The sequence below is a fragment of the Streptomyces sp. NPDC045701 genome (assembly GCF_056432045.1).
This window is the reverse complement of record NZ_JBWKJV010000108.1, coordinates 1-7,114: the sequence shown is the minus strand read 5'-3', so window position 1 is coordinate 7,114 and position 7,114 is coordinate 1. Positions and strand designations below refer to the sequence as shown.

Genomic DNA, 7,114 nt, shown 5'->3' with positions numbered 1-7,114 from the left:
TCGTTGGTCACCGCGGTGCGCTGGACGTGGTAGCCGGGGAACCAGGCACGCATACCCTCATCGTTAGCGCCCAGCTCGCCCCTGGCCAGCGGCGCCGGCGCCAGGCCCTTGTTCGGCGCGGCGACCAGCACCTCATTGGAATGCTCCTGCGCACCCAGCCGCCGGCCTACGACAATCTGGTCGTTGCCGGAGGCATCCTTCACAAACCCGATCCGCGTCACCAGCTGCAGCACCGGCTTGGCCGACTCATCCGCCCACGCCCGGTCCTGCGCGAGGTGCTCCTCGCGGCCGTTGGCACCAGCATTCATCCCCACCACGGTGGTGTGCCCGGTGTTCCACCCCACCGCCAGCGCCCGCCGCCCCTGCCACTGGCCGAACGCCAGCGCCAGCGGGGTGATATAACCGTCCCGCGAATCATGGTTGTCACCCCAGTACGCGTTCCAGTACACGTGGCCTGAGGCCGCGTCCAGCATGTAGAGCGACTCGCTCTCGCCCAGCAGGCCCACCGCCAGGCCCGTTGTCCCGTCACCCCGGTCACCAAACGCCAGTGACGAAACCGCATGATCCCCCGGCCACGTCTTCTTTGAAACCGCAGTCGACTCCTCCGCCAGCCCGGTCCCGCCCCTGGTGAACGTTCTTACCTTCGTGTCGCTCCAGGGGGAACCGTCACCCAAGTCAACGTTCTGCGGGATTTCGGTCACGTGATCTGCCAGGTGGATTCGCCCGCCATACACCGCCAGAGCGGACACCGCACGAAATTCTTTTGAAAGATTCTCTGCCCACCCCAGGTCGCGACTGCCTCCCTCCTGCCATTTCCCGTCGCTCAGGGTGTAAGTGAGTACCATTGATCTGGCGTTCCGCTTTCCCGCGACGACGAGAAAGTCCTTATTTCCGGCCAGCTTGGCGGTATGCAAGCCGAAATCTTTCGCTTTGCTCTGAATAGTAAAAGCTGCCCCGTTGTAGTCCGTTACGCCGCTGTCGAACGACGTCAGCAGTCCCCCGCCGTTTGCGGTGTGATCGTAGATGTTCACGCGGCCGGATTGCAGGACCGCACGCTGGTCATACCCCCGGCCGTAGAAGTCAGCGACCACCTCATTTGGGCGCAGGGCGGGCATCGTCGGCGCCGTGGCGTGGTCGGCCACTGTGGCTGCCGCCGTGCTCTTTGCGTCGGCCCCGCCCTCTGCAGAGGCCGTCTTCATCCCAGGCCCGTCTTCCGCGTAGGCCGGCACCGCTGCGCCGGTGCCGAGCAACGTTGTGCCCAGCAGCGTCGCGATGGCGAGGTTCATCCTGTTTTTGCGCCGCATTTCCATACCCATGCTCCGCTGTCGGTGGCCGTGGAGGTTCAACATCAGTCAAGCCGCCGCGCACCGGCCAGCGCAGTCCCACTATCGTGCGCAGCACTGTCCCCACAACGCTGGCCACGGGAGGAAGCCCGCCGGGCCGATCGGCCGGCGCACAGCCACCGGCTGCCCCCACCCGTCACCTCTTTTCGGTGGCTCCGCAATCGACGGACCGCTGGTGAGGGGCTTGAGCACCGGCTTCATCCGAGCCGGAAGAGCTCCCGTAATGTGGATGTGGCAGCCGGTACCTTGGCAAGGCCGGACGAAAGCGTGATGGAGGTGCCTGCACGTGATCGACACCGGCGACATCGACGTCTTGAAGCGGAGCCGCGGCTGCGTGGCCGACGCCCCAGAGCGCCAGGACCTGTACCAGCGTCCCTTGCGCAGGCCAGGGCATCGATGCCGGGAAGGAAGATCGTCGGCCGGAAGCGGAGCAGCGTCACCGGCACCCTCGGTCTCCTGATCGCCGTGCGGGCCACCGAGGCCAGCGTGCAGGACTTTGTTGCCCACACCGAGCTTCTGAACCAGGCCGCCGCCGGGCACCCCCGGGTCTGCAGACTCCGGGGCGACGGCGGATACCGGCACCACCACCCCGTCGAACATGCCGCCACCCCGGCATCGACAGGGTAATCAACGCCACCCAAGGCCAGGGGATTCACCCTTGCACCGAAACGGTGGGCCGTGGAGCGGACCTACGGCTGGCTCATGCTCCACCGCCGCCTGGCCCGCGACTGCGAAACCCTGCCCACCCGCTCCGAAGCCATGATGCACCCCGCCATGAGCGGCCTCATGGCCCGCCGCCTCAAAAACACCGGGCTAAAACGACCCCTAATTCGAGTTCGGCTTGGTTGCGTGAGATTTTTCGTCGTAGCAGCAGCGAGGCCGCGCCAGTCTTTGATCTTGTTGATTGCGCCGCCACTTGCCCAGGGTGAACGGCCGCCCGCCGCGTGAGCCGCGGTTCTGGCGGTGGGCAAGCTGATCCATCGTTGTGAGTATGCCCGCTACGTTCCGGCGATCCGCCTCCTGGAAACACTGCAGTGAGCACCCCAGCATCCCGCCGCTGCCGAAACCAGCCGGAATCGGTGGACCAGTGCCCGAATCGTTCGGGAAGCTCCCGCGATTCCGCACGCTCCTGAATGCCACACGACACCTCGAAGTGCGTCCGCAGCTCGCAGGTACGGCCCGTACTCACCAGCCGACAGAAACGGGGAGATCAGCTCCCGCTCGGCATCCTAAAGCTGAGGTGTGGAGACACCCCGCCGTTTTCCCAAGGGTCCCCACCCCTCCCAGGTCGGCGGCCACACTCGGACCGTCCTTGTCCTTCGACCGTGCGACAGCGCCGCAACCAGGCAGCGGAGGGGCGCTTTCCCGCGGCGTCGTCGAGGCGCGCAGGATCTCTCGCGCAGCAGACGCCACACCTTGGCCGCGACCCAGAGCAGGAATCGGCGGGTGGGTGTCGCCTTCGATACCGAAGAAGGGCGGCAATGCTCGTCAGGTACACCGGCTGACCAGGAAGAGCGGCGCCTGTGGCCCGGGCTGACCATAGCTCCGGAGCCGACGATGCCGCGTCAGCCACCAGCAGTCCCCGGCTCGAGCCGGTCCAGCAGACCGGGGGCCAGGGTCACAGGGGCGCACGAGATCTCCATCGGGGCGCCACCCCATGAGTGCTACTCCAGCATGTTCCGGCGCATCGCGACAGCGACGGCCGCTGCCCTGTCAGATACGCCTAGCTTCTCATAAAGTCGCTGCACATGCGTTTTCACGGTACTGACACTGATGAAAAGGGCCTGCGCAATCTGAGGTACACTGTCTCCGTTCGCAAATGCCTGCAGAACCTGTCGTTCACGCTCGCTCAGGATGGGGGTTTCGTCCATCGCCCGAGCCCGGATCTCCCCAGCCAGGTCCCCAGCCAGGTCTTGCGGGATTACTGTATTTCCGCGATGAATGCTTAGGACAGCGTCCACCACCTCGATAGGCAGGGCGTCCTTGGAGAGGTAGCCTGCCGCCCCTTCTTGGATTGCTTTAAACACAATCGAGCTATCGGTGAACGCGGAAAGCAGAAGCACACGGGTAGGCAACTCGTCTCTCACCACAGCGTGGAGCACGTCGATACCAGTAAGCTGTGGAAGGCGATAGTCAACAATGGCAACCGACGGTTTATGCTCCCGGATCGCGGCCAACGCCGCTGGGCCGTCGCTGGCCTCGGCAACGACCTCAATCTGGCCACTGTTAGTCAGGCCTCTTGAGATGCCTTCACGAAAAATTGGATGATCGTCAGCCACTACCACGGTGGCCTTGTTCGGTGGTTGCATAGTTTCGAGCCAATCCTTGCCTTTGGAGGCGAGCTCTGATCACTCGCTGCAGTACACCTTCCGGATGCGCTTGTCTCTTCACTTTACCTTCCCCGCCTCAGAGGCGCAGCGGCCAAGGTCCCCGCGCGGCCGACGACAACGGTAGAGGCTTCTCGTCTGTGCTTCCCTCGGCCACGTCGTGCCTTGCTGTCAGGGGGTGATCGCGCACCCTGATTAGTGGATCGTCGACGCTGTCCCCTATGGGCGGCTCATCGTGGCAGCAAGCATGCCGCCACACACGCTTCCTAGTAGCGTTTTCTGTGACACGGAGGGGGGATCGCATACTCGCTTAACTGGCTTCTCAGAAGCGGAAGTTGTGCTGCAGCTGCCAAGGTGTCATTCTCAAGCCCACTATACTGCAGAACGCTGTGCGCCCACGTGATCTTTACGCTTGATGGCGCGGGAGAAATGACTGCCTGCCTCTCTGCAGACGGGAGGCTGGGTCCCGTGGTGGGGGGGCGTTTAAGTCTGCAGCGTGGTCATCGGATCGGACGGCGTCGGTTCTGCTCTGTGGCGGCAGACCGGGCGGGTCCGTCAGGGCCCTCGCAGGTCCCGCTCCCCGCGGTAGAAGACCTTGAGCTGCTCCACAGCCTCAATGAGAGCGGTGGGGGCGGAGCTGCCGGGCTTGAGGAACCCCAGATGCGGAAGGCGCCTGCGCCGACGGCATGATGCCCGGGGCTGCGGCATTGACGCGCTCCCGTTCAGCCGTGCTCTAGGAAGGTGTGCGGCCGCGGGGTGCGTAGGTGCGCCGGGCCTGCGCAGCAGCGGCACGCCTGATTCGTGGGGGAGCATGAACCTAGGCCCTGTTCACCGCCCCGTTTACTTCTCTGCGCTCGGCCCGTGTCCAGGCCCGGGGAGTGGCCTGGCTGCGGCCGCCGAGCAAGGCAGAGCATTCCGCAGCCCGTGCCGCGGGACGCATTCTGCCCGGCCTGGTCCTGAACCTCGACGCCACGCTGAGCACCTGCTACTCCGAGAAAGAGCAGGCAGGCCGCACCCACCTTATGAGGGCGGCTTCAGCTTCCATGCTGCTGTGCTTCCTGGCCAACACAGACGAGGTACCTGTTTTCGTAGCCCCGCAAAGGGCCCCCGCCTCCGAGGTCGGCATGACTTCCGCCCCTTCGATCGACCGGAAAAGTGGTGTCACCGGACCGTGATGGGCCCCAAGCTTTTCGGACACGCAGTCAAATAATATATCAGGCGGCGATGTGAGTTCGTGAACACTCATCGAGTACTTCCATGGGTGGCCGGCACCCGATGCGAGGGAATGGACTCTGCGTTGGTTGTAGAAACCCTCGATGAATGGCATGACTTCGCGTCGTGCTTCCGCCTTGGTGTCGAACCTGCGATGGTGGACGTTTTCCGTCGTGAGTCTTCCGAAGAACGATTCAGTCGCAGCATTGTCGACAGGATCCGGTTCGCCCTGTGGATTGCCGGATACACATCGGGCGGCAAGGGTTTGGCGAACTCGTGGGAAGTGTATTGGCCTCCTTCATACGCGATCATCGATTTTAGTTCTTCACGACGCCGCTCAGACTCCGCAGGCGGCTGATCCTGCCAGTCATAGAATCCGGACCGGGAGCCGCCGAGGAGCCGACACATCTTGGATACCGCATGATTGGCCTTCTCCGCCGTGATGAGCGTGTATTTGCCGCTCACTTCTGGTTCCTCGCGAAGAAGGCCGATGTTTTTACCAGGAACGCGTTGGGTCCTCCAGCTCACCCACTCGGCGTTCCAGCTCCGCGATCCGGGCCCGGTCATGCACTTCCCACGCGCCCCGACTGTCCCCGCGGGCCCTCGCCTTTCCTGACGGACCCAGGCGCGCGGTTTCACGTGCCACCTTCGCCGGAGTGGCCTCGGTGTCGAGGACTGCCTTCACGACCTCGGCACGCAGCTAGGGCGTGGGTCCGTGTCCGCAGGCTCGGGCTACCGCACGTTCGTGGTGGACGCGACCGTCCAGACCTGCTGGACGCGTCGGCTCCGATGGTGTCGGGCGGGGCGATGTGGAGTCGCCGCGACCCGGGCGACACTTCCGTCGTCGTGGTCGTCCTCCCTGACCTCCTCCATTGGCTTCCTCCCCTTCGTTCATGGCGCGGGCGGGGCTAACCGGGAAGCCTGAAGGGAGACAGAGAAGCTGAACGGCGTGCTCGAGACGACAGCGGCCCCTCGGACGGCTCCCTCACCAGACTCCTACGCGGGCTCACAGCCCAAACATCAATCGGGCTCGGCGGACAGCCCCCGTCCCGATACACGCCCGCGAGGCGTCACCCGCAGGTGAAGGGCTGACTCCTATAAGCAGGCCGACAAATCTCAAGCAGGACAGCCAGGACGTCAGTCGGTTGGCGAGTCGGGCCCGCCGAGCGCCCCCCGAGGGCACCCGTCAGTGCAGCCTTCCCGCACGATGCCGGCCCTGCCCGAGCACGTCTCCGACGAGGCTGCCAACATCGACCAGCTCGACAACTGGCTGCCCGAGGGCCCTGCACGTGCGCCCCGGGCGGAGTCCACGAGGACCGGCACTGCAGTAGCCAGACCGTTCGTGGTCTCGCTCGAACCGCGCTGCCAGGGACTTGCCGGGTCGCAGAAGCAGACCGGGATGTCGGTGGCGGCCGTGAACGCGCCGTGGCCGACCATCTCCGGTCCCTGGTCCCAGGACAGGGAGCCTGTTCAGCGGTGAGTCTCGAGATTGAGGATGGCTGCCGATTGACGTCATCCGGCTGGTTTTGCGGCGGGCTTTGCGGAGGATCCGCCAGGTCTTCACCGCCGCGATGGTTCTCCCGACGGGCCATCGCATGCGGGAGTGCGCTCGGTTGACGCACTTCTTTCTGACTGTGAGGTCCTTACCCCGGGCGTCGTCGGTGGGGAACAGCGACAGAGTCGCCGGCGCTGGTAGCCGCGGTCGGCCTGGACCGGGATGCCCAGGCGGATGCAGGTGGCGATGATCCGGTGCCGCCGGGCCGCGGCCAGGCCGTGGGTTCGGCCCGGCAGGGCGGGCGAGATCCACACCAGGGGGGCGTCCGCAGCGGTCACTACCTGCAGGTTCACCCTGTGCCGACGGTGCTTTCCCGAATAGTCCGCACGGCCGTCACCCGTTCGGCCGCATTCGGCGAGTGTCCCATCGGACAGGACGTAACGGGCACCGGCCGATTTCAGCGCTGCAGTCAGACCAGACGCGAGCCCTGGCAGCTGCCTTCTTGTGGCGTACGGGCGGTCCACCGGAACAACGGCTCGATGACGTCTGGAGACACAGAGGAGACAGGACGGAATGTCGATGGAGAAGATTGGTGCGACCATCGGGAGGCTTCGCTCGGAGTCGTAACCAGTGGACCCCAGTGAGCAATAGTCAAGACTTGTGGATCAGTTGGTGTGGTTCATGCTGCGAGGGTCTCTTCTTGTTCGATGAGGTGGCCCTTTTCGAAGCGTGCGCCG

At 64.8% G+C, this 7,114-nt stretch carries 4 protein-coding genes and 2 pseudogenes; 1 reads left to right on the top strand and 5 read right to left on the bottom strand.

The window, feature by feature from the left end; all coding sequences use genetic code 11:
• On the bottom strand, positions 1-1,310 hold a 1,310-nt coding region (locus tag AC07DW_RS32925), incomplete at its 3' end, for a hypothetical protein (RefSeq protein WP_478861302.1).
• A gap of 380 nt (positions 1,311-1,690) precedes the next feature.
• On the opposite strand from AC07DW_RS32925, the pseudogene AC07DW_RS32920 reads away from it, so the two are divergent.
• Positions 1,691-2,144 (top strand): annotated as a pseudogene (locus AC07DW_RS32920) (transposase); the annotation flags it as partial.
• Between the two features lie 863 nt (positions 2,145-3,007).
• Here the strand turns inward: AC07DW_RS32920 and AC07DW_RS32915 are convergent.
• The 4 genes and pseudogenes from AC07DW_RS32915 to AC07DW_RS32900 all read right to left on the bottom strand — a co-directional run bounded on the left by AC07DW_RS32915 (position 3,008) and on the right by AC07DW_RS32900 (position 6,979).
• Positions 3,008-3,652 (bottom strand): response regulator transcription factor, encoded by a 645-nt coding sequence (locus AC07DW_RS32915; protein WP_478861301.1) that lies wholly within the window; start codon positions 3,650-3,652, stop codon positions 3,008-3,010.
• Positions 3,653-4,655: 1,003 nt separating this feature from the next.
• A complete protein-coding gene (locus tag AC07DW_RS32910) occupies positions 4,656-5,171 on the bottom strand; it encodes an IS3 family transposase (RefSeq protein WP_478861303.1) in 516 nt (171 codons plus the stop codon).
• 848 nt (positions 5,172-6,019) lie between these two features.
• Positions 6,020-6,346: pseudogene (locus tag AC07DW_RS32905) on the bottom strand (hypothetical protein); the annotation flags it as partial.
• 96 nt (positions 6,347-6,442) lie between these two features.
• Positions 6,443-6,979 (bottom strand): transposase family protein, encoded by a 537-nt coding sequence (locus AC07DW_RS32900; RefSeq protein WP_478861300.1) that lies wholly within the window; start codon positions 6,977-6,979, stop codon positions 6,443-6,445.
• Positions 6,980-7,114 lie beyond the last annotated feature (135 nt).

Bases quoted from the DNA above. Each gene is read 5' to 3' on its own strand.
- AC07DW_RS32915 (WP_478861301.1), bottom strand. From the start codon at position 3,652: ATGCAACCACCGAACAAGGCCACCGTGGTAGTGGCTGACGATCATCCA.
- AC07DW_RS32900 (WP_478861300.1), bottom strand. From the start codon at position 6,979: ATGGTCGCACCAATCTTCTCCATCGACATTCCGTCCTGTCTCCTCTGT.